Annotated in this window: 18 protein-coding genes and 1 pseudogene; 11 read left to right on the forward strand and 8 right to left on the reverse strand. The window is 71.7% G+C overall.

The window, feature by feature from the left end; translation table 11 throughout:
• Window positions 1–154: 154 nt before the first annotated feature.
• From AB0917_RS06865 to AB0917_RS06885, 5 genes are read right to left on the reverse strand one after another with little or no spacing between them, the layout of a single operon-like run.
• Window positions 155–1615 (reverse strand): cellulose binding domain-containing protein, encoded by a 1461-nt coding sequence (locus AB0917_RS06865; protein WP_366818422.1) that lies wholly within the window; start codon window positions 1613–1615, stop codon window positions 155–157.
• Between the two features lie 37 nt (window positions 1616–1652).
• Window positions 1653–3269, reverse strand: coding sequence for a beta-N-acetylhexosaminidase (locus AB0917_RS06870; RefSeq protein ID WP_366818423.1), 1617 nt, complete (start codon window positions 3267–3269; stop codon window positions 1653–1655).
• 58 nt (window positions 3270–3327) lie between these two features.
• Window positions 3328–4173 (reverse strand): carbohydrate ABC transporter permease, encoded by an 846-nt coding sequence (locus AB0917_RS06875; RefSeq protein ID WP_366818424.1) that lies wholly within the window; start codon window positions 4171–4173, stop codon window positions 3328–3330.
• Complete coding sequence (locus AB0917_RS06880) at window positions 4170–5147, reverse strand: sugar ABC transporter permease (RefSeq protein ID WP_366818425.1); 978 nt, start codon at window positions 5145–5147, stop codon at window positions 4170–4172. Before AB0917_RS06880 ends, AB0917_RS06875 begins: the two co-directional genes overlap by 4 nt.
• 42 nt (window positions 5148–5189) lie before the next feature.
• Window positions 5190–6452, reverse strand: a complete 1263-nt coding sequence (locus AB0917_RS06885) for an extracellular solute-binding protein (RefSeq protein ID WP_366818426.1) — start codon at window positions 6450–6452, stop codon at window positions 5190–5192.
• 295 nt (window positions 6453–6747) lie between these two features.
• Here AB0917_RS06885 and AB0917_RS06890 point away from each other — a divergent pair, with 295 nt between their 5' ends.
• The 10 genes and pseudogenes from AB0917_RS06890 to AB0917_RS06935 all read left to right on the forward strand — a co-directional run bounded on the left by AB0917_RS06890 (window position 6748) and on the right by AB0917_RS06935 (window position 15712).
• Window positions 6748–7587, forward strand: coding sequence for a GntR family transcriptional regulator (locus AB0917_RS06890; protein WP_366818427.1), 840 nt, complete (start codon window positions 6748–6750; stop codon window positions 7585–7587).
• Window positions 7588–7878: 291 nt separating this feature from the next.
• Complete coding sequence (locus AB0917_RS06895) at window positions 7879–9138, forward strand: lactonase family protein (RefSeq protein ID WP_366818428.1); 1260 nt, start codon at window positions 7879–7881, stop codon at window positions 9136–9138.
• A 157-nt stretch (window positions 9139–9295) separates the two neighbouring features.
• Window positions 9296–9547, forward strand: a complete 252-nt coding sequence (locus tag AB0917_RS06900) for a hypothetical protein (RefSeq protein WP_366818429.1) — start codon at window positions 9296–9298, stop codon at window positions 9545–9547.
• Complete coding sequence (locus AB0917_RS06905) at window positions 9544–9942, forward strand: helix-turn-helix domain-containing protein (protein WP_366818430.1); 399 nt, start codon at window positions 9544–9546, stop codon at window positions 9940–9942. The genes AB0917_RS06900 and AB0917_RS06905 overlap by 4 nt, the downstream gene beginning before the upstream one ends.
• Window positions 9943–10097: 155 nt before the next feature.
• Window positions 10098–10634 (forward strand): 2-oxo-4-hydroxy-4-carboxy-5-ureidoimidazoline decarboxylase, encoded by a 537-nt coding sequence (gene uraD / locus AB0917_RS06910; RefSeq protein WP_366818431.1) that lies wholly within the window; start codon window positions 10098–10100, stop codon window positions 10632–10634.
• A 20-nt stretch (window positions 10635–10654) separates the two neighbouring features.
• On the forward strand, window positions 10655–11044 hold the full coding sequence (gene uraH, locus AB0917_RS06915) for a hydroxyisourate hydrolase (RefSeq protein WP_366818432.1): 390 nt from the start codon (window positions 10655–10657) through the stop codon (window positions 11042–11044).
• A gap of 7 nt (window positions 11045–11051) precedes the next feature.
• The gene (gene pucL / locus AB0917_RS06920; RefSeq protein ID WP_366818433.1) at window positions 11052–11984 is read left to right on the forward strand and encodes a factor-independent urate hydroxylase; all 933 of its coding nucleotides are present in this window, start codon (window positions 11052–11054) and stop codon (window positions 11982–11984) included.
• A 67-nt stretch (window positions 11985–12051) separates the two neighbouring features.
• Window positions 12052–12333, forward strand: a pseudogene (locus tag AB0917_RS06925) (purine permease); the annotation flags it as partial.
• A 150-nt stretch (window positions 12334–12483) separates the two neighbouring features.
• Complete coding sequence (locus AB0917_RS06930) at window positions 12484–13872, forward strand: 8-oxoguanine deaminase (protein WP_366818434.1); 1389 nt, start codon at window positions 12484–12486, stop codon at window positions 13870–13872.
• A gap of 382 nt (window positions 13873–14254) precedes the next feature.
• Window positions 14255–15712 (forward strand): nucleobase:cation symporter-2 family protein, encoded by a 1458-nt coding sequence (locus AB0917_RS06935; RefSeq protein ID WP_366818435.1) that lies wholly within the window; start codon window positions 14255–14257, stop codon window positions 15710–15712.
• 84 nt (window positions 15713–15796) lie between these two features.
• Here the strand turns inward: AB0917_RS06935 and AB0917_RS06940 are convergent, their stop codons facing one another.
• Window positions 15797–16618: a chitosanase gene (locus AB0917_RS06940; RefSeq protein WP_366818436.1), complete on the reverse strand. Its 822-nt coding sequence runs from the start codon at window positions 16616–16618 to the stop codon at window positions 15797–15799.
• A 65-nt stretch (window positions 16619–16683) separates the two neighbouring features.
• Between AB0917_RS06940 and AB0917_RS06945 the strand changes: the two genes are divergently transcribed.
• Entirely contained in the window at window positions 16684–17367 is a 684-nt protein-coding gene (locus tag AB0917_RS06945) for an alpha/beta hydrolase (protein ID WP_366818437.1), read from the forward strand.
• 169 nt (window positions 17368–17536) lie between these two features.
• Here the strand turns inward: AB0917_RS06945 and AB0917_RS06950 are convergent, their stop codons facing one another.
• Both AB0917_RS06950 and AB0917_RS06955 read right to left on the reverse strand, forming a co-directional pair.
• Entirely contained in the window at window positions 17537–19702 is a 2166-nt protein-coding gene (locus AB0917_RS06950; protein WP_366818438.1) for an MMPL family transporter, read from the reverse strand.
• Window positions 19703–19740: 38 nt separating this feature from the next.
• Complete coding sequence (locus AB0917_RS06955) at window positions 19741–20289, reverse strand: TetR/AcrR family transcriptional regulator (RefSeq protein WP_366818439.1); 549 nt, start codon at window positions 20287–20289, stop codon at window positions 19741–19743.
• Window positions 20290–20337 lie beyond the last annotated feature (48 nt).

The following is a 20337-nucleotide window of genomic DNA, read 5'->3' on the forward strand; positions in this document are numbered from 1 at the left end:
TCCGTGGGCTTGGGGTTTTACCGCCCCGGGGGGGGGGCCCCCTTCCTGTTGCGGGGGGTGGTTTGTGGGGGGGGGGGGGGGGGGGGGGGGCGCCCCCCCCCCCCCCCCCCCGCCCGCTCTCACGCCGTACGGGCTTCTCCCGCCCGTCGCCCCCCTACCCGGCCGGAACCGTGTCCTCGAAGGTCGTCCCCGCACTGCGGTACGACCCGACCATCGCGTTCACCTGCGAGGGGGTGAGCACCTGGTCCTTCACGTGCAGGACGTAGTCCACCTGCTGGTCGTAGGCGCGGGGTGTGGTGCTCGGCTGACCCTCCAGGTCGATCAGCCACTGGTTGAAGTTGATCGACATCGGCCGCTCGGGCAGATAGGCGGCCCCGTGCGTCCCGAAGTGCTCCCCGTCGACGTAGTACGTGATCTCGTCGTCGTCGATGGTCACCACCAGGTCGTGCCAGCCCGCGTACGACTGCCGGGACTCGGTGTGCGCGTTGACCGCCTCCCACGGGTCGGGCCGGTAGGTCTCCCAGGAGGTGGTGTAGAGGATGTTGGCCGGCTCGCCCCAGCCGCCGTTGGGCAGGTACTCGAAGTCGTACTCCGCGTAGTCGTCCGCCATCGGCGCCGTGAGGTCGTTGATCGTGAAGAACGTCTGCACGATCCGGTCGCCGTCCGGTCCCGAGCGCGGAGCGTCGCTGAACTTCACCCGGGACGCGTACGTCCCGTTCTTGAACTTCATCCGCTGTGTCAGGAACTCGGTGTGCTTGGTCGAGGCCCCGGTCCCGGCCGTCGAGGTCTCCAGGTTCATCACCGAATTCCCGTTCTGCGAGGCGAAGGTGACGTTCTCCGGCGCCCAGGTCGCGCCCGGCACCCCCGGACCGCCGGAGTTGGACCGTACGCTCCAGCCGTTCGCGTTGATCCTCGGGTCGGTGTGCGAGCTGTAGTCGAAGTCGTCGAACAGCCGGGCTCCGTCCCCCGGCGGGTCGGTGGGCGGGTCCGTGGGGTCCGGCGGGTCGGCCGGCCCGTTGCCCCCGGGGGCCTCGCCCCAGACGGTCGCCCCCGACACATGGGCCGTCACCCTGGACCAGTCGCCGTACGCGGTGCGGTCCGGGCCGAAGGAGTGGTCGTCGGACTGGAGGAGCGGGGCCCAGGACGCCTGGTGGAACCGGAGCTGCATGTCCCCGGTGTCCGCCCCCGGCGCCAGCGAACCCGCGCCCGGGGTGAAGCCGATCTCCAGATACCGGTCGGCGGTGGCGGTCGGGGAGGCGAGCGTCCCGAACGTACCGGTGATGTTCGCGCACCCCTTCACCGCCCAGGAGCAGGCGAACCGGTAGGCGGCGGAGGGCGAGTCCGCCGTGAAGTAGTAGCGCACCTTGACGCTGCTCAGCGGTACGGAGGTGGAGCCGGCGTTGCGTACCTTCAGCCACGGCTCGCTCTGGTCGGCGCTCGCTCCGGTCGCGCTCGTACGGTACTGGACGACGATCCCGTCGGCCGCGGCGTTCGCCGAGGACGGCAGGGCGGCGAGCCCGGTGGCCGCCAGGGCCACGGCGGCGGCGGAGGCGGCGACGGTGCGCAGCCTGGACCCGCGGTGGGCCGTACGGGGTGCGTGGGCTGGTGTCTTCACGGTGTGTTCCTCTCCGGAACGGTGGTGGGGGATCGGCCTACGAGTGGGGTCGCGCTGTTCCTGAGGGGGCGGGCGGGTACGTGGACGCGGCCGCCGCGAGCGACCGTGCGTCCAGCGGGCGGTAGGGGACGCCCAGGGCGTCCAGCCGGGCGGTGTGGTGGCGCAGCCGCTCGACGAACCCCGGCCAGTCGCCGCGCCCGCCGGACCAGGAGCGGTCGGCCAGCGCGCAGAGCCGGGGGTAGCTGAGGTACTCGATCTCCTCGGGCGTGCGGACGTACTCGGTCCACAGCTGGGCCTGCGTCCCGAGCACCCGGGCCCGCTCGGCCGGTGCCCACCCCGGCGGGGCGGGTTCGTAGCCGTGGACCGTGTGCAGGGTGACCGGGGCGCCCGGCTGGGCGACCGGTTCGCACGGGTCGCCGGACTGGGCGTAGTCCAGGTAGGTCGCCCGGTGGTGCGCGGCGACCACCTGGTGACCGCGGCGGGCGGCGGCCAGGGCGTGGGAGGGGGCGCGCCAGGTCATCACCGTGAAATCCAGGGGGAGTTCGGTGCCCGTCTCGGCCCAGCCGAGGGGGATGCGCCCCCGCTCCGCGAGGAACGCGCCGATCCGCCCCATGAACCAGCCGTGCAGGGCGGCCGGGTCCGCGAGCCCCTCGGCCGCCGCACGTTCCCGGGCGGCCGGACTGTTCTCCCACTCCGTGGTCGGGCACTCCTCACCCCCGATGTGGATGTACGGCGACGGGAAGAGGTCCATCACCTCCTCCAGCACCGCCCGGCAGAAGGCGAAGACCTCCTCGTGCACGCCGAGCACCGTCTCGCACACGCCCCAGCGGTCCCACACCTCCAGCCGGCGCTCCGGATGGTTGCCCAGCTCCGGATAGGCGGCGAGGGCCGCCCGCACATGGCCGGGCATCTCGATCTCCGGCACGACGGTGACCCCGCGCTCCGCCGCGTACCGCACGAGCCCCCGCAACTCCGCCTTGGTGTACGCCCCTTCGTGGGGTACGGCGTCGAAGCGCACCCCGTCCGGGCCGGCCGGGCCCTGCTGCGACCTGGCCCGCCGGGCGCCGACCGAGGTCAGCCGGGGGTAGGCGTCGACCGGCATCCGCCAGCCCTGGTCGTCGGTGAGGTGGAGGTGCAGGACGTTCAGCTTGTGCAGCGCCAACAGGTCCACGTACCGGCGCAGATACCCGACCGGCCGGAAGTGCCGCGCCACGTCCAGCATCGCCCCGCGCCAGGGCAGCTCCGGTACGTCGGTGATCTCGACGCACGGCAGCTCCCAGGAGCCGGAGCCCCGCGCCCCGCCCGACAGGGCCTCGGCGGGCAGCAGTTGGCGGACCGTCTGGACGCCCCGGAGCAGCCCGGTCGGGTGGGCGGCCCGCAGGAGCAGCGCCTGCGGGCCGACGGTGAGCCCGTACCCCTCCTCGCCGAGGCCGCCGAGCTGACCGTCCAGGGCGAGCACGATCCGGCCCTCCGGCGACGGGGCCAGCGGCAGCCCGGCGGCCGGCCCGACCAGCGAGCGCAGCAGGCCGGCGGCCGGTTCGGCGCCCGGCAGGGCCCGGACGGTGGTGGCACGGTCGAGGGTGAGCCGGCCGCCCAGCGGGGAGACCTTGCTGGGCCGGGGGAGGAGGGCGAGGTCGGGGCGCGATGCGGGCACGGGGTCTCCGGGTTCGGTTCGCGGGCTTACGGGGGGTGGGTGCGGGTGGCCCGGCCTCTCAGCCCTTGACGGCACCGGCGGCGAAGCCGGAGGTGACATGGCGCTGGAGCAGCAGGAAGATCACCAGGGCGGGCAGCGCGAAGAGCGTGGAGGCGGCCATCGTGGCGCCCCAGTCGGTGCCGAAGGTGTTCTGGAAGGACGACAGCCAGACCGGCAGCGTCCGGTTGTCCTGCTGCTTGATGATCAGGAAGTTGGCGTAGGCGAACTCGTTCCAGGCGGTGATGAAGCCGAACAGCGACGTGGCCATCAGCCCCGGCGCCAGCAGCGGCATCGCCACCCGCCAGAACGCGCCGGTCCGTGTGCAGCCGTCGACCTGGGCGGCCTCCTCCAGCTCCGGCGGGATCGTCCCGAGGAAGCCGCGCAGCACCACGATGGTGAACGGCAGCGTGATCATGAAGTAGATCAGCGTCAGCGTCGGCAGCCGGTCGAGCATGTCGGTGTCCCGGGAGATGATGTAGATCGGGATGATCAGCGACTCCCAGGGCGCCATCTGCGCGATGAAGATCATCAGCATGAACTGCCGCCGGCCCTTCCACCGTATCCGCGCCACGGCGAAGGCCGCCCCCAGCGCCACCAGCAGCGCGAGGAGGACCGCCCCCAGCGTCACGAGGACGCTGTTGCGCCAGAAGAGCGCGAACCCGTCGGCCTCCACGGCCCGTTGGAAGTGGGTCAGCGTCCAGGTGCGCGGGAGGAGCCGTGGGTCGGGCGACTGGATGTCCTTCGACGGCTTGAAGGCCGTGGAGATCATCCAGTACACGGGGAAGAGGCAGACCACGACGGTCACGGCGGCGGCGATGTTCAGCGGGAGCCGGCGGAGCCGAGGGCGTACGGCAGGTCTGTTCATCGGGTCTCGTCCTCCTGGCGGAACATTTGGCGGAAGTAGAGGACGAGCACCCCGGACATCAGGACCACGGTGATCATCGAGGCGGCCGAACCCAGGTCGTACCGCTGGCTGGAGAGGGCTCTCTGCACCGCGTAGACCGGCAGGATCGTGGTGGCGTCACCCGGACCGCCCCGGGTCATCACCCAGATCTGGACGAACGCCCGGAACGTCCAGATCACCTCCAGCGAGAGGACCAGCAGGAAGATCGGCCGGAGCATCGGGAAGGTGACCGAGCGGAAGATCCGCCCCGCGCCCGCCCCGTCCAGCCGCGCCGACTCGTACAGCTCCAGCGGCACGGTGGTGAGCGCGGAGTACAGGGTGATCGCGGCGAACGGCACCGACTGCCAGACGATCAGCGTCACCAGGATGGCGAAGGCGGCGCTCCCGTTCGCGAACCACGGATAGCGCTCGAAGGATTCGAGGCCGATCGAGGTCAGCGCCCAGTTGACGATGCCGAACTCCGAGTGGAACAGCCACTGGAACACGGTGGTCGCCGCCACCACCGGCATCGCCCAGGCCAGCACCAGCGAGCAGAGCACCACCGTCCGCCCGACCCGGCGCAGCCGCTCCACCATCAGGGCCACCAGGGTGGCGATCACCATGATCAGGACGACGTTGAGCGCCATGAACAGGAAGGTGCGGCGGACCACCTCCCAGAACCGCGGGTCCCACAACAGCGTCCGGTAGTTCCGTAGTCCGACGAACTCCGCGTCTCCGCTGATCAGTTGCCGTAGCCGGAAGTCCTGGAAGGAGATCAGGACGGCCCGCACCAGCGGATAGACCAGCAGATAGAGCATGCCGCCGACGGCGGGGGCGATCAGCGCGTACGGCCACAGGCCGTGGCCCCTGCCCGAGGGGGCCTTGCGGACGGCGAGGCGCGGGGCCGGGCGCTGCCGGGGGGTGCGAGGTGCGGTCCGCTGGTCGACGACCGGCACGGCACGCCTCCTTCCTTGGCTGGACGATCGGTGCGGGGCGGGTCAGGAACCGGCGTTCATGGCCCGGGTGATGTCCTGCGAGGCCTTCGCCGCCTCCGTGGCCGGGTCGCCCCCGGTCAGCACGGCCGTCATGTAGTCCTTGATCGGGTTCTCCGCCTCGACCGCCGCCCACCCCGGGGTGTTGGGCGTGGCGTGGCCGTTGGCCGCTCCGGCCGCCATCGCGGCGGCACCCGGGTCACCGGCCACGGCGGAGGCGAGCGAGGTGCGGTTGGGTACGTAGCTCATGGCGACGGCGAGCTTCTTCTGCCAGACGTCCCCGGTCAGCTCCTTGATGAAGGTGACCGCCTCCTCGGGATGGCCCGCGGCGGCCGGCACGACGAGGTCGGAGCCGCCGGTGAAGACCGCGCCCGGGGTGTCCGCGGTCTTGCCCGGGATGGGGAAGAAGCCCAGCTTGCCCTGGAGTTCGGGGTTCTTCTCCACGATGACGTTGGCTCCGCCCGGGGTGGAGATGACCTGGGCCACCTGCCCCTGCGCCATCACCTCGGCCTGCGGCGGGTCGTCCTCGTCGGAGTCCTTGGGCCCCTTGCCGAGCGCCTGGAGCTTCTCGTAGAAGGCCATGCCACGCAGCGCCTCGGGGGTGTCCAGCGCGCCGGACCACTTCCCCCCGGACTCGGTGGCGAGGTCGCCGCCCTCGTCCCAGATGAAGCCGGCGAGCGCGTACCACATCTGGCCGGGCAGGTAGATGCCCTGTGTACCGCCCCGGTTGAGCTCGGTGGTGGCGTCGATCCACTGCTGACGGGTCCGGATCGACTCGGCGTCGATGCCCGCCTTCTCGAAGAGGTCGGTGCGGTAGACCACGACCCGGTTCGCCGCGTAGTACGGGATGCCGTACTGCCTGCCCTCGTACGCCCCCGGCTCCGCCAGCCCGCTCAGCCAGTCCTCGCCGTTCAGCTCGTCCTTGCGGTCGCTGAGGTCGAGCAGCCCGCCGCTCTCGGCGTACTGCGCCACCTGGGTGTTGCCCGCCTCGATGACGTCCGGGGCGTCGTTGCTGGCCAGGGCGGCGGTGATCTTCTGGCCGATGCCGTCCCACTCCTGGATCTGGATCCTCACGTCGATCCCCGGGTGGCGCTCGGCGAAGTCCGCGGTGAACTCCTTCTGGAAGGCGTCCGAGACGCTGTCGCGCATCAGCCAGACATCCACCCTCGTCCGTCCGTCCCCGCTCGCGGAGTCGGACGGCGAACTACAGGCACTGAGCGTGGCGGCCAGGACGAGCGCGGACCCACCGGCGAGCAAGCGGTACTTCACGGTTCACCTCGGAGAGCGGGACGGGGGAGCGGGACGGGGAATGCAGGGCTGTTCGGACCTGACCACCACCTGACCAGTGGGTGTCACTGGACAGCTGACCTCTCGATGGGGGTTGAAGGTGGCATAGACCAATGGGGGCGTCAACCCCCTGCGTAGAAAGGGGATTTGGTGACGTGCGCGTAACATCACCGCTCGTACGCCACCGGGAAAGCGCTACACTTCGCCTGACCAGCAAGCCAGTTGGGTGCGCTGATCGGTGAACTGGTAAGAGAAGAAGGCGTTGGGAGGGGAGCGCATGGACGCGGATGTGCCGGGGACGGTGCTCAAACGGGAGCGGACGCGCGATGCCGTGCTGGAGCTGATCGAGTCGCGCAGCCCCGGCGACGCGATCCCCTCGGAGCGGGCCCTGTGCTCCCTGCTCGGCGTATCACGGCCCACCGTGCGCGCGGCCGTCGACGAGCTGGTCGCCGCCGGACTCCTGGTGCGCGAACACGGCCGGGGCATGTTCGTCGCGCCTGCCAAGATCACCCAGGAGCTGGTGGCGGGGGACCGGTCGCTGACCGTGCCGCAGGCGGCGGGCGCCTGGTCGAGCCGGCTGCTGGAGTTCGCCAGGCTCCAGGCGGGGGCCCGGGTCGGCCGCAAGCTGCGGATGTCGCCCGCCGACGAGATCGTCTACGTGGCCCGGCTGCGGCTGGTCGACGGGGCGCCGATGGCCATCGAGCACCTGCACATCCGGGCCGCTCTGGTGCCGGGCCTCAGCGCCCAGGAGCTGGAGAGCGGTGACCTGTACGAGCATCTGCGCACCGGCCACGGCGTGCACGTCCACGAGGCGGTCCAGGCGATCGAGCCCACCGTCGTCACCCGCGCCGAGGCGAAGCTGCTCGACGTCCCCGAACTCTCCCCGGCGCTGCTCTTCGAACGGCTGACCTCCGACACGACCGGCCGGCCGGTGGAGTACGTGCACTCGCTCTACCGGGGCGACCGCTACCGGATCGTCTCCCGCCTCGCCCTCGGCCCGGCCGCCGAGGTCGCCCAGGACCGGGAGGGGCACCACCCGGGCATCCCGCCGGGCGACTTCGCCCACGGCGACGCGATCACCTCATCGACCAGGGGGGACATCCAGGCGCGGGCCTGATCCCCGGCCCGGATCGGCGTTGCGTGGAGTGCAACTCCGGTTGCGCCTCTTGTCGTTGGGGGGTTCGGCGGGTCAGGGTGGCGGACACATCCGAAGCAGCCGACCCCACACGAGAAGCGACCCGGACGAGAAGCAACCCGGACGAGAAGCAACCCCCCACACGAGAAGCAACCTCGCACGAGAAGCACCCCCCCGCACGAGAAGCAACCTCCCCGGCGCGAGAAGTAGCCCACACGAGAAGCAACCCCCATACGAGAAGCAACCGTCCTCCCCCCCCACGAGGTGCCTCGCATGAACGCCGTACCCAATGCTGCCCCCGGACGCCCCACCCCCACCCCCGGCGCGGGCCTCCCCGCCTCCCCGGCCTCTCCCGCCCCCGCCCACCCCAGCCGCCGGAGCCTCCTCGGTGGCCTGCTCGCGGGCGCCGCCCTGGCGGCCACCCCCGCCCTCGCCGCTCCCGCCCACGCCACCCCGCACCCGGCCTCACCCCCGGCCCCCACCCCGCCCGGCAGCCCCCGGGCCACCCGCCCCCTCCTGCTCGGCACCTACACCTCCGACGAGGGCGGCGGCACGGGCATCGGCACCGCCGCGTACGACACCGGCACCGGAGCGATCACCCCCGGCCCGGTGATCACCGGCGTCGAGAACCCTTCCTACCTGGCCCTCCACCCCTCCGGCTCCACGGTCTACGCGGTCGCCGAGCAGGACGCGGGCGCGGTCACCGCCGTGGCGCTCGCGCCGGACGGGACGTACGAGGTGCTCGGCACCCGCCCCACCGGCGGCTCCGGCCCCACCCACCTCTCCGTCCACCCCTCCGGGCGCTGGCTGCTGAGCGCGAACTACACCTCCGGCAGCGTCGCCGTGCACCCCGTCGCGGAGGACGGCTCGCTCGGCGAGCGCACCGACCTGGTCACCCACAGCTCGCCGCCGCCCGGCCCGGGGCAGAGCGGCCCGCACGCCCACCAGATCGTCACCTCGCCCGACGGCGGCCACGTCCTCGCCGTCGACCTGGGCACCGACACCGTGTACACGTACCGCCTCGACGAGACCGCCGGAACGCTCACCGAGGTCTCCCGCGCCGCCCTGGCACCCGGCTCCGGCCCGCGCCACCTCGCCTTCCACCCCGGCGGGCGCTCCGCCTACCTGGCCTGCGAGCTGGACAACACCGCCGTCGTCTGCGCGTACGACCCCGAGACCGGCACCCTCACCCCGGGCCCCGGCCGGTCCACCGGTACGGACACCGGCTACCCCGCACAGTTCGTCGTCACCGGCGACGGCTCGTACGCGTACCTCGCCAACCGGGGCCCCAACACCCTCACCCGGTACGCGGTGGAGGACGACGGGGCGGCCCTGCGCCTGCTGGACACCGTGCCCGTCGGCGGTGACTGGCCGCGCCAGCTCGCCCTCTCCCCGGACGGCTCGATGCTCTTCGCCGCCAACCAGCGCTCCTCCACCGTCACCGCCTTCCGGGTCGGCTCCGACGGCTCCCTGACCCCGGCGGGCGATCCGCTTCCGGCGCCGGTCGCCGTCTGTGTCCTGCCACTGCCCTGACCGTCCGTCCGCCGCCCCTGGCGTGACCGCCCCGCCGCGGCCGTGTCCCCGCGCGGCGGGCGCCCGGTCGCGCCGGGGGCGGGGCCCTCCCCAGCGGTTACAGTCGTGGCCGAGCCGCGCGAGCCCGCACCCGCGGCGAGGACATCAGGGAGGCACAGTGCGCTTGAGGGTGGAATTCACCACCGAGCCCTTCGATCTCGACGAGGCGCCCGCCCACGCGGTGGTGGCCCGCGAGGTCATCCAGAGCGCCGAGCTCGACGCCGTGGACGTCGGCCCGTTCGGCAACACGGCGGAAGGGGGCGCGGACGAGGTGCTCACCGCCGTGGACTCCCTGCTGCGCCGGGCCCTGGCCTCGGGCGCCACCCGGGTCTCGCTCCAGGTCAACGTGATCGAGGGGGACGTCCGGTGACCGAATCCGCCGATGACGTCCCGGTCACCGTCGACCACCCCTTCGTAGCGGCCGTCAAGCCGCTCGTCGACGCGATGGGCGCCGAGCTGCTCGGCCCCGAGCAGGCCCAGCCGGACGACGTGGTGCTCGCGTGGGAGGGCCGGGACGTCATCGCCGTACGCCTGCCCCAGCTCTCCGACTCGCTGGACCACATTCTCGCCGCGATGGAGAGACGACACGGGATGCCACTCGCCGACCTGGACCGGAAGACCAAGCAGTCCGTCGTCCGGGCCCTGGAGGCACGCGGTGCCTTCTCCGTACGGCACGGCGTGGAGACCGTGGCCGGCGCCCTGGGCGTCTCCCGGTTCACCGTGTACAACTACCTGAACCGGGAACATACGGCCAAGGGTGAGTAGTTGGCCGAACGCACAGGAAAGCCGCCGTCCGCATGCCGGGACGGCGGCTTTCTTCGTTCGCGAAATTTCAACAAAGTGTTGACGTCGTGTTGCGGAGGGCGTTAGCTGTCCGCAGCCCGAACAACGCACAGCGAGGAACAGCCACGGAGGCTCCCGTGACTTCGAGCTCCACACCGGGCCTCACCCGGTTCAACACCCTGGCGGACGGCGAGGCCGCCCCCGCGCTCCACGAGGTCTGTGCCAGTGCGGCCTGGGGGGCGACCGTCCTCGCCGGCCGTCCGTACGCCACCGAGGAAGCTCTGCTCTCCGCGAGCGACACCGCCACGGCCGAGCTCACCGCCGGGGACCTGGCCGAGGCGATGGCGGGCCACCCGCCGATCGGCCGCCCGATCCCCGGTGACCCGACCTCCTCCCGCGAACAGCGGGGGATGGCCGGCGCCTCCGAGGAGCTCAAGGCCGAGATGCTCGAACTGAACCTGGCCTACCAGGAGCGGTTCGGACATGTCTTCCTGATCTGTGCCACCGGCGCCACCGGTGAGCGGATGCGCGACGCGGTGAAGTCCCGGATCGGGAACTCACCCGAGCGGGAGCAGGAGGTCGTGCGCACCGAACTGGGCAGGATCAACCGCATCCGGCTGACCCGTCTCGTACGGGAGACCCTCGCGGAGGAAGCTCCCGTGCAGGACTCTTGAGATCTAGGAGAGTGACGGTCTTGAGTACCGACACGACCGCATCGGTGTCCACCCACATCCTGGACACCAGCATCGGCCGCCCCGCCGCTTCCGTCGCCGTCTCGCTCGCCGCCCGCAGCGGCAGCGGCTCGCCGTACGTGACGCTCGGAGCCTCCGCGACCGATGCGGACGGGCGCTGCAAGGACCTGCCGGCGCTGCCGGAGGGAACGACCCATGTGCGTCTCGTCTTCGACACCGAGACGTACTTTTCCAAGAAGCAAGCCGAGGCGCAGCAGGACGCCCCCCGCGTAAGGGACAGCGGCGCGTTCTTCCCGGAGGTGACCATCGCGTTCGCGGTCGCCCAGGGCGAGCACTATCACGTACCGCTGCTGCTCAACCCGTTCGGCTACTCCGTTTACCGAGGGAGCTAGCACCGACATGCCCACGATTCTCGGCCAGAACCAGTACGGCAAAGCAGAGAACCGCGTCGTGAAGATCACGCGGGACGGCGACACCCACCACATAAAGGACCTGAACGTCTCGGTCGCCCTCTCCGGCGACATGGACGACGTGCACTACTCCGGCTCCAACGCCAACGTCCTGCCGACCGACACCACCAAGAACACGGTGTTCGCGTTCGCCAAGGAGCACGGGATCGACTCCGCCGAGCAGTTCGGCATCCACCTCGCCCGGCACTTCGTCACCTCGCAGGAGCCGATCCACCGCGCCCGGATCCGGATCGAGGAGTACGCCTGGGAGCGCATCGCGACCTCCGACGGCAACTCCAGGTTCATCGGCGCCGACGAGGTCAACCACTCCTTCGTCCGCAAGGGGCAGGAGACCCGCGTCTCCCAGATCACCTACGACGGTGCGAGCTGGGAGGTCATCTCGGGCCTCAAGGACCTGACGGTGCTGAACTCGACCAACTCCGAGTTCTGGGGCTACGTCAAGGACAAGTACACGACGCTCAAGGAGGCGTACGACCGCATCCTGGCGACCGACGTCTCCGCGCGCTGGCGCTACAACTGGACCGGCGACGAACAGCCGATGCCGAACTGGGAGAAGTCCTACGCGCAGGCGCGCAAGCACATGCTCCACGCCTTCGCCGAGACGTACTCCCTCTCGCTCCAGCAGACCCTGTACCAGATGGGTTCGCGGATCATCAACAGCCGCAGCGAGATCGACGAGATCCGCTTCTCGCTGCCGAACAACCACCACTTCCTGGTGGACCTCGAACCGTTCGGACTGAAGAACGACACCGCCGACGGTGCTGTCTACTTCGCGGCGGACCGCCCCTACGGTCTGATCGAGGCCACCGTGCTCCGGGACGGCGTCGAGCCGAAGATCCCGGTCGACATGACCAACCTCTGACGCGGCGCTGAACCGGCCCCCGCCCGCCCGCAGTCGGGCGGGGGCCGGTCATCCCGGAGGGAAACCCATGGCACAGCCCGCAACGGGGCCGGCAGAAGGCCCGCGCACAGCTCCCAGCACCGTCACCGCCACGGCAGTTCACCCGGGCGCGGCCCACCCGGTCGACGGGAGGCTCCCTCCCGCGGCTCTCCAGTACATCGCCCCCATGGGCGCGGCCGTCGTCACCCCTTCGCCGGCCACCGGCCCCGGCGGCTTCGCCGGGAACCGGCCGCCGTTCGGCGACGCGGCCTCCTCCACCGGTACCGCCCCGGTGCTCGCCGTCGCCGCGACCGGCACGCCCGGACACCGACCTTTCGCGACCGGCGCGGGAGCGCCCGTCGCGGTCGTGCTCAACCTGTTCCTCCACCCTCTCGGCACCCACAGCCGCACCGCTGTGGCACTCAAATCCTCCTAGGGTCCTGCCGTGCCCACATCGCCACAGAGAGAAGAAGGAAGCGCCATGGCAGCTTCGGCAGACCCTCAGCGCATCATCATCGAGAACTGTTCGATCGCCACCGTCGACGCCCACGACACGGAGTACGCCTCCGGCCACATCGTCGTGGCGGACAACCGCATCGAGTCCGTCGGCGCCGGCAAGGCGCCGCAGGGCCTCACCGGGGTCGTCCGGCGCATCGACGCCACCGGGCACCTCGCGACGCCCGGCCTGGTCAACACCCACCACCACTTCTACCAGTGGATCACCCGGGGCCTGGCCACCGACCACAACCTCTTCGACTGGCTGGTCGCCCTCTACCCGACCTGGGCGCGCATCGACGAGCCGATGGCCCGCGCCGCCGCGCAGGGCTCGCTCGCGATGATGGCCCGCGGCGGGGTCACCACCGCCATGGACCACCACTACGTCCACCCCAAGGGCTCCGGCGACCTGTCCGGCGCCATCATCGGCGCCGCCCGCGAGACGGGCGTACGGTTCACCCTCGCCCGGGGCTCCATGGACCGTAGCGAGAAGGACGGCGGCCTGCCCCCGGACTTCGCCGTCGAGACCCTCGAAGGCGCGCTCGCCGCCACCGAGGCCACCATCGACGCCCACCACGACGCCTCCTTCGACGCCATGACCCAGGTCGCCGTCGCCCCCTGCTCACCGTTCTCGGTCTCCACCGAACTGATGCGCCAGGGTGCTGAGTTGGCCCGCAGGAGAGGCGTACGGCTGCACACCCACGGCTCGGAGACCGTGGAGGAGGAGCAGTTCTGCAAGGAGCTGTTCGGGATGGGCCCGACCCAGTACTTCGAGTCCACCGGCTGGCTCGGCGACGACGTGTGGATGGCGCACTGCGTCCACATGAACGACTCCGACATCGCCGCCTTCGCCCGTACGGGAACGGGCGTCGCCCACTGCCCGTCCTCCAACGCCCGCCTCGCCGCCGGGATCGCCCGGGTCCCCGACATGCTCGCCGCCGGTGTCCCGGTCGGCCTGGGCGTGGACGGCACCGCGTCCAACGAGTCCGGCGAGCTCCACACCGAGCTGCGCAACGCCCTGCTCATCAACCGCCTCGGCGCCCACCGCGAGGCCGCCCTGAACGCCCGTCAGGCCCTGCGCCTGGGAACCTTCGGCGGGGCCCAGGTCCTGGGCCGCGCCGACCAGATCGGCTCCCTGGAGGCCGGCAAGCTCGCCGACCTCGTCCTGTGGAAGCTGGACACCCTGGCCCACTCCTCGATCGCCGACCCGGTGACCGCGCTCATCTTCGGCGCGGCCGCCCCGGTGACCCTCTCCCTCGTCGACGGCAAGCCGGTCGTCGAGGGCAACCACCTCACCACGGTGGACGAGGACGCCATCGCCCGCACCACCCGCGACGAGGCCCGCCGCCTCGCGCAGATCGCCGCCGGGGCGTAGAGGTGTCCGACACTCCCTGACCCGGCGGTATCCCCGGAACCGGCCGGTCGAGGGGGACGGCCCGAGACCGGCCGCCGTGGACCCGAGCGGGGTCCTCGGCACAGCCGGTCCGGCGGACGCGCACCCGATGGTGGGCGCCCGCCGGACCGGTGACCGACGCTGCCCGCACGCACCCGACCGCGCGCGCCCGGCACGCACCCTGACCGCGCTCCCCGCACGCGCTTCGACCGCGCGCCCGGCACGCACCGTGACCGCGTGAGCCTCCCCGTACCCCCTCCGCACGCCCTGCACCACCTGAGAGAGCCGCACCACCGCACCACTGACGCACCACCTCCCTGACACCCACGTCGCCGACGACGTGTAACCGACCGGAGGAACCGCCGTGGCCGCCAAGCCCAGGTTTCGCAAAGACGCAGAAGCAGCAGCCCCCGACGCGACGGACGACGCCGTCGCAGAAGCGACGGACGGCCGGAAACACCCGGTCGACGAGACCCTGCCTCCACTGAAGATGTTCACCAGCGGCCTCCAGCACGTGGCCGCGATGTACGCGGGCGTGGTGGCCCCGCCGCTCATCGTGGGGCCGGCCGTCGGCCTCACCGCCAAGGAGACCGCCTTCCTGATGGGGGCGAGCCTGTTCACCGCGGGGATAGCCACCCTGCTCCAGACGATCGGCTTCTGGCGCGTGGGCGCCCGGCTGCCCTTCGTCAACGGTGTCTCCTTCGCCGGGGTGGCCCCGATGATCGCGATAGGCAAGGACCGGGGACACGACGGCATCGCCGTGATCTTCGGCGCGATCATCGTCGCCAGCGTGCTCGGCTTCGTCCTCGCCCCGTACTTCTGCAAACTCGTCCGCTTCTTCCCACCGGTCGTCACCGGCACCGTCATCACCCTGATCGGTGTCTCGCTCCTGCCGGTCGCCTTCAACTGGTCCCAGGGTGGCAACGCGGCGGCGGACGACTACGGTTCGATGACCAACATCACCATGGCCGCCGTGACGCTGGTGATCGTGCTGGCCCTGCGCAAGCTGCTGCGGGGCTTCCTCCAGCAGATCGCGATCCTGCTCGGCCTGGTGGTCGGCACCCTGATCGCCATCCCCGCCGGCATCACCGACTTCGGCGCCATCAAGGACGCCGACGTGGTCGGCTTCCCGACGCCGTTCGCCTTCGGCGGCCCGCAGTTCGAGATCGCCGCCATCATCTCCATGTGCATCGTGATGCTGGTCTGCATGACCGAGTCCACCGCCGACATGCTGGCCCTGGGGAAGATCGTCGGCCGGCCGGCCGACGAGAAGATCATCGAGGGCGGCCTGCGCGCCGACACCCTGGGCAGCGCCATCAGCCCGGTCTTCAACGGATTCATGTGCAGTGCCTTCGCCCAGAACGTCGGCCTGGTCGCCATGACGAAGATCCGCAGCCGCTTCGTCGTCGCGGCGGGCGGCGTGATCCTCATCGTGCTGGGCCTGGTCCCCGTCGCCGCCTCCGTCATCGCCCTCGTACCGCTGCCGGTCCTCGGCGGCGCGGGCATCGTCCTCTTCGGCACGGTCGCGGCCAGCGGCATCCAGACCCTGGCCACCGCCGCCCTGGAGAAGGGCGAGAACGCGCTGATCGTGGCGGCGGCCGTGGGCATCGGCCTGATCCCGATCGCGGCGCCGCAGTTCTACCACGCCTTCCCCGAGGACCTGCTGGTCGTCCTGGACTCCGGCATCTCGACCGGCTGCGTGGTGGCCATCGTGCTGAACCTCGCCTTCAACCACTTCGGCCGCAAGCCGGACGCGGAGGACGAGGAGCAGCGCAGCGGCGAACACGTCGTGCCGGCGGCGGCCGGGGTGGGCGTGCACTGACGTATCGGCCACCCGCCGCCCGGTGAAGCCCTGTGCCCCGCACGGGGCTTCGGCCGCGTCCGCGCGCCTGGCGGAGGTTGCGCCTCACGCCTCGTCGATGCGGTAGCTGTCCCCGTACACCTTCCACCGCAGCGGCGTCTCCAGCCGCAGCTTCCCCTCCCGTACGAAGACCCGCTGGGCGCTCTCCACCCGGCTGGTGTCGGTGTGCGAGGTCTCCCGGCCGATCGCGGCGACCCGGGCATCGAGGAACGCGTTCAAATACGCCTTCTCGTCGCCGCCCCGCGCGGGCGGCGTGGCCGCCGCCAGGGCCTCGCCGCGCATCGTCCGGAACCCGACCGAGCCCTCGGTGTCACCCGCGCCGTGCATCACGTACGCGTCGTAGTAGATGAACTGCCCCAGCGCCCCGAGCCCGTCCTTCCGAGCCTGCTCCACCGCCGGGTCGAAGTAGGAGGCGTCCCGCTCCGCGTCCTGCGCTCCACGGAAGGCGGGGTCCTCGGCCGCCTTCGCCCACGCCTTCGTGAACGGTTCACCGAGCCCGGCGTGCGAGTCGCTGCCCTCCACCGCGCGCAGGGCGGGCAGGAAGCGTTCCAGCGGATTGCCGGGGCGCGCCTTCGCGTACCGCTCGACGACGCTCCTCATGTCACCGGTGCCGGAGCAGAACCCGATGATGCCCGCCGTGTACCCCCGCCCGTCCCCGATGTCCTCGATGTACGGGTACTGCGCCTCCCAGTCCAGCGAGGAGTTCTCCGCGCTGGAGACCAGCCGCATGGCGATCCCCTTCTTCGCCGGGTCGGCCAGCCCCGCGTCCGGGGAGCCGGGGGCGGATCCGGAGCAGCCGGTCAGGGCGGCGGCCGTGAGGGCGGTGACGGCGAGAGGGAGGCGCAGGGCGCGGACGAAGCGGTTCACCCGCCCAGCCTGCCAGGCCGGGGCCCTGGAGCGGAGGGCCGCCCGGCGGCTGTAGCGTCAGGGGTATGGAAGATCAGTCAGTTGTGGATGTCGGCGATGTGCGCCTCGCGTACCGGACCTGGGGCGATCCGTTCGGCTCGCCCGTCGTGCTGCTGCACGGGCTCGGCGGCTCCGCCGCGGACTGGGAGGCGGCCGGCCCCCTGCTGGGCCAGGAGTGGCGGGTCTTCGCCCTGGACCTGCGCGGCCACGGCGAGAGCGACTGGCCCGACGCGTACGAGCTGGAGCTGATGGCCGAGGACGTCGTGGGCTTCCTCGACGAGCTGGAGCTGAACCGGGTGGGCCTGGTCGGCCACGGCATGGGCGGCGTCGTCGCCCGGCTGCTGGCCCACGAGCACTCCGACCGGGTGGAGCGGCTGGTGCTGGTGGAGACCCCGGCCCCGTTCCCCGGCGACCCGGGCCCGGCCGGGCGGCCCGAGGGCCCGGTGGACTACGACGAGAACGCGGTGCCCGCCGTACGCGACCAGCTCGCCGACCCCGGACCGGACGCGGCCGAGGGCCTCGGCGAGATCGTCGCCCCCACGATGATCATCAGCGGCGGCCCCGAGAGCCGCATGCCGCAGGAGCGCCAGGCCGACATGGCCTCCCTGATCCCGGACTGCCGGCTGATCACGGTCCCCGGCGGCCACACGATGCACGAGACCCGCGCCGACCAGGTGGCCGCGCACATCACGGAGTTCTTCACCAGCTGACGGGCTCCGTCCGTCCCACGGGGCCACCGCGGCCTCGGCGGCTCGGGAGCGCCCTTCACGGTGGCCATGCCGTCGGTGGCCCTCTCGTCGGACACCGCTCAACGGCGAAGGCCCAGGCCGGTGACCTGGGCCTTTGCCGTGGGCGGGCGCCGACGCCGCCGAACCGGGCTCAGGACCCCACGAGTTCCTCCCGCTGTCGCTGGACGGGGATCTCCTGTTGCAGCCGCTCGCCCTCGATGTCGAGGTCGGGCAGGACGCGGTCCACCGGGCGGGGCAGCCACCAGGCGGTACGGCCCAGGAGGTGCATGACGGCGGGCACCAGGGCCATGCGGACGACGAAGGCGTCGATGAGCACGCCGATGGCGAGGGCGAATCCGATGGACTTGATGACGGGGTCGTGCATGAACACGAACCCGCCGAAGACCGCGGTCATGATGGCCGCCGCCGCGGTGACCACCCGTGCGTTGTGGCCGACGCCGCTGATGACGGCCTCGCGCGCCTCGGTCCCGTGGACGAAGTCCTCCCGCATCCGCGAGACGAGGAAGACCTCGTAGTCCATGGCCAGGCCGAAGAGGATGCCGATCAGGAGGATGGGCAGGAAACTCACCAGCGGGCCGGGGGTGTCGAGACCGACCAGCCGCGCCAGATGGCCTTCCTGGAAGATCGCGACGGTGATGCCGAAGGTGGCCCCGATGGTGAGCAGGAAGCCCAGGGCGGCCTTGAGGGGGACCAGGACCGACCGGAAGACCAGCATGAGCAGCAGGACCGACAGCCCCACCACCAGCAGGAGATAGACCGGCAGGGCGGCGGCGAGCTTCTCCGAGACGTCGATGCCGACCGCGGTCACGCCGGTGAGCGCGATGTCGGCGCCCGCCACGCCCGCCACCCGGTCACGGATCTCGTTGACGGTGTCCTCGGTCGCGGCCGCGGTGGGTCCCGTCGTGGGGATCACGGCGAGCAGGGCGGTCGTGCCCTCTTCGTTCAACTGCGGGGCGGCGACGGCCAGCACCCCGTCGGTGTCCGAGATCAGGGCGGTGGCCTCCTCGGCCGCCCGAGCGGTCGCCGCCCGGCCGGGCGCCGACACGACGGCGACCAGGCGCCCGTTGAAGCCCTCGCCGAACCCCTCGGTCGTCAGGTCGTAGGCCTCGCGGTTGGGCGACCCCGCCGCCTCGGTGCTCGCGTCGGGCAGGGCCAGGCGCATGTCCAGTACGGGCAGCGAGAGGGCACCGAGGCACACCACGCCGACGAGGAGGACGGGGACGCGCAGCCGTGCCACGATCCGGCCCCAGCGGAAGCCGAAGGCCGTCCTGGCGCCGTCGGACGAGGGCGTGCGGTCCTGCGTACGGCGTGCGCGGGGCAGGACGCGTACGCCCGCGAACCCGAGGACGGCCGGCAGCAGGGTCAGGGAGACCAGCACCGCCAGGGCGACCGTGGCGGCGGCGGCGAGGCCCATGACCGTCAGGAAGGGGACACCGGCGACGGCGAGTCCCGCCAGCGCGATGACGACCGTGGCGCCGGCGAAGACGACCGCGGAACCGGCCGTCCCGGTCGCCCGTCCGGCGGCCTCCTCCCCGTCCATGCCCTCCGCGAGGTACTGCCGGTAGCGGGAGGTGATGAACAGCGCGTAGTCGATGCCCACGGCCAGGCCCAGCATGAGGGCCAGGATGGGCGCGGTGCTGGTCAGCTCCACGACGCTGCTGAGGGAGAACAGCCCCGCCATGCCGGCGGCCACCCCGACGAGGGCGTTGAGCAGGGTCATTCCGGCGGCCACCAGGGAGCCGAACGTGAGGATCAGTACGAGGGCGGCGACGCCGACGCCGACGATCTCGGTCGATCCGATCTCCGGGGCGCCCCGCATGATCTCGCCGCCGTGCTCCACGCGTACGTTCTCGGCGGAGGCGCCCGCTGCGGTGAAGGCCTCCCGCTGCGCGTCGGTGATGCTGTCGGCCACCGCGTCGAACTGGACCTGGACCAGGGCGTATCGGCCGTCCTGCGACACGGCCTGCGACGCGAACGGGTCGATGGCCGCGAGGACGCCGGGAACCTTCGCCGCGTCCTCGACCACCGGGGCGACGGCGGCGGGGGTGAGCTTCTCGGCCTCGGGGGCGGCCACCACGATCGTGCCGGTCGCACCCCCGGCCTGCGGGAACTCCCGGGACAGCGCGTCCAGGGCCTTCTGGGACTCCGTCCCGGGTATGGAGAACTCGCTGGTGGTGGGGCCGCTGAAGGCGATCGCACCGCCACCGAGCAGGGCGAGCAGCAACAGCCACAGGGCGAGTACGCGGCCTCGGCGGCGGAAGGACAGCCGGCCGAGCCGGTACAGGAGGACAGCCATGCGAAGCGGCGCCTTTCTCTTCGGTTGCACAGCTTGTCTCAGCTGTGAGGATGCCCGAGGGTCCTCAGTGACCCTCGGATCAATTCGTCGCGCACGGCGTCCGGTCGGACATCGACGCCGCCGGCGACGGCGACGGCCACGCCGCCGATCACCATGCGGGCCGAGACGAGTGCACCGGGATCCTGCGAGCGGCCCGCCAGCGCATCCGCGAGCTGGTCGACGGCAGGGGGGATGACGGCCAGGACCGGATGACCGAGCATCTCCGGCAGCTCCGCGAAGATGATCTTGAGCTCCAGGCGGAAGCGCATCGCCAGGTCGACGTAGCCCGTCACGGCCGGCCGTACCGCTCGCGGGCCGTCCAGGGCGGACAGTTCCTCGCTCAGGGCGGAGAGCCCCCCGGCCGGCGGCGTCAGCAGTTCGGCGAGGATCGCGTCCTTGTCGGCGAAGTGGTACAGCAGGGACGCCTTCGAGCACGGCACATCGGCCGCGATGTCCTGCAAGGACGCGCCTTTGAAGCCGTGCTGGGCGAACAGGCGCAGGGCGGTGACCAGAATGTGCTGGCGCATCTCGGAACGCGGACGAGGCATGCGTCATGATAACTGACCGATCGGTCAGGGATGCGCGGAGCCGCCCGC

This window comes from Streptomyces sp. NPDC007346 (genome assembly GCF_040703535.1).
Lineage (GTDB): Bacteria > Actinomycetota > Actinomycetes > Streptomycetales > Streptomycetaceae > Streptomyces.

Excerpts from the sequence above, each read along its gene's own strand:
- AB0917_RS06875 (WP_366818424.1), bottom strand. The coding sequence starts at position 4,173 with ATGAACAGACCTGCCGTACGCCCTCGGCTCCGCCGGCTCCCGCTGAAC.
- AB0917_RS06890 (WP_366818427.1), top strand. The coding sequence starts at position 6,748 with ATGGACGCGGATGTGCCGGGGACGGTGCTCAAACGGGAGCGGACGCGC.
- AB0917_RS06895 (WP_366818428.1), top strand. The coding sequence starts at position 7,879 with ATGAACGCCGTACCCAATGCTGCCCCCGGACGCCCCACCCCCACCCCC.
- pucL (WP_366818433.1), top strand. The coding sequence starts at position 11,052 with ATGCCCACGATTCTCGGCCAGAACCAGTACGGCAAAGCAGAGAACCGC.
- AB0917_RS06930 (WP_366818434.1), top strand. The coding sequence starts at position 12,484 with ATGGCAGCTTCGGCAGACCCTCAGCGCATCATCATCGAGAACTGTTCG.
- AB0917_RS06945 (WP_366818437.1), top strand. The coding sequence starts at position 16,684 with ATGGAAGATCAGTCAGTTGTGGATGTCGGCGATGTGCGCCTCGCGTAC.
- AB0917_RS06950 (WP_366818438.1), bottom strand. The coding sequence starts at position 19,702 with ATGGCTGTCCTCCTGTACCGGCTCGGCCGGCTGTCCTTCCGCCGCCGA.
- AB0917_RS06955 (WP_366818439.1), bottom strand. The coding sequence starts at position 20,289 with ATGCCTCGTCCGCGTTCCGAGATGCGCCAGCACATTCTGGTCACCGCC.